Below are 1,441 nucleotides of genomic sequence, written 5' to 3'. Positions count from 1 at the left end.
CCGTCGGGAGAACCCGGCCGGCCGGTCCGTCCGTCCCGGGGACCGGCGGACGAGCCGGCCGGTCAGGGTGCCGGCCGGTCAGGGTGCCGGCCGGTCAGGGCGAGGGGGAGCGGGGCCGGTCGGCGTGGTGGGCGAGGACGGCGTGCGGGTCGAGGCTGCCGGTGGGGGCGTGGTCGGTGTGGACGGTCGCGGCCGTCAGCCCGGGAACCGCGTGGATGAGGGCGTGTTCGGCGGCGACGGCCGGCTCGTGGGCCCGGACGACGGTCAGGTGCGCGTCGACGACGATGTCGGCCTCGGCCCGCGGGGCGTGGCCGATCCACCGCATCCGTACCTGCCCGGCGTGACGGCCCGTGGGCTCGCCTCGGCGAGAGCCGGGGCTCCGGGGCCGGAAGACGGCGTGGGCCCCGTGCTCGTCCCGGCAGCCGTGCGATCGACGGGCGGCCTTTCCCGTGACCTGATGGTCATGCCCGTGCCACCCGTGTACCGGGTGGGCATCGTCAGCTCCGCCTCGGGAGAGCCCTGAGGCACTGGAACGCGGAAGGTCCGGGCCGGAGCCCTTCCGTCCGGACCTTCCCGGACCCTGGCTGTCTCCCGGCCGGCCCGTTCTCCCCGGGGTCCGGCGGAGGCGACGGCCGGGCCCCGGGGAGCAGGGTCCCGGCCGGGCGGGGTCAGCGCACCACGCGGTGGCGGAGGTGGACGACTTTCGAGTTGAAGGTGCGGGTCCCGACGAGTTCGAGGTCCACCCGGCGCTCGTCCCGGGGAAAGAACGGGAGGCCGCCGCCGACCAGCACCGGGTAGACCATGGCCCGGTACTCGTCGATCAGGCCCGCCGCGGCCGCCTCGGCGGCGAGGGCCGCGCCGCCGATCGCGATCTCGCCCTCCCCCGGCTCGGCCCGCAACCGCTCGATCTCCTCCGCCAGACCGCCGGTGGCCAGGCGGGCGTTGCCCCGCACCTCCGACAGCGTGGTGGAGAACACCACCTTGGGGAGCGACTTCCAGAGCGCGGTCCACTCGAGGTGCGCGTCGTCGAGCGAGGGGTCCCGGTCGGCGGTCTCCCAGTACAGCATCGTCTCGTACAGCCGTCGTCCCAGCAGGTGGACGCCGATCTTCCGGGTCTCGTCGGTCCAGAAGCGGAAGACCTCCTCGTCGGGCACCGTCCAGTCGAAGCCGCCGTCCGGCCCGACGATGTAGCCGTCGAGCGAGACGCTCATCGCATAGGTCACGTCGCGCATCAGAAGTCCTCCTCGGTGACGGGTTCGACCGTACGACCGCCGGACGCCGCGGGACTCATCGCGACGCGCGGGACCGCTCGGGCCGTGTCACCCCCACGGAACCACCGCGTCGGGAAGACCTTCATGGCCCGGAGGCGGTGCCGTCGGCCGCGGAAGCGGTGCCGGACCGCCGGCCGGGACCGGGACGGTGTCCCGGTCCCGGCCGGCGG

1 protein-coding gene and 1 pseudogene are annotated in these 1,441 nt (G+C 75.1%); both read right to left on the bottom strand.

The window, feature by feature from the left end:
* Positions 1-94: 94 nt before the first annotated feature.
* Positions 95-337: pseudogene (locus tag AOK18_RS16215) on the bottom strand (cation transporter dimerization domain-containing protein); the annotation flags it as partial.
* A 331-nt stretch (positions 338-668) separates the two neighbouring features.
* Complete coding sequence (locus tag AOK18_RS16210) at positions 669-1,232, bottom strand: dihydrofolate reductase family protein (protein WP_055694819.1); 564 nt, start codon at positions 1,230-1,232, stop codon at positions 669-671.
* Between the last annotated feature and the right edge of the window lie 209 nt (positions 1,233-1,441).

The organism is Streptomyces prasinopilosus (assembly GCF_001419695.1).
In the GTDB taxonomy this organism is placed as follows: domain Bacteria; phylum Actinomycetota; class Actinomycetes; order Streptomycetales; family Streptomycetaceae; genus Streptomyces; species Streptomyces prasinopilosus.
The sequence above is the reverse complement of the archived record's forward strand: the minus strand, read 5'-3'. Positions and strand labels throughout refer to the sequence as shown.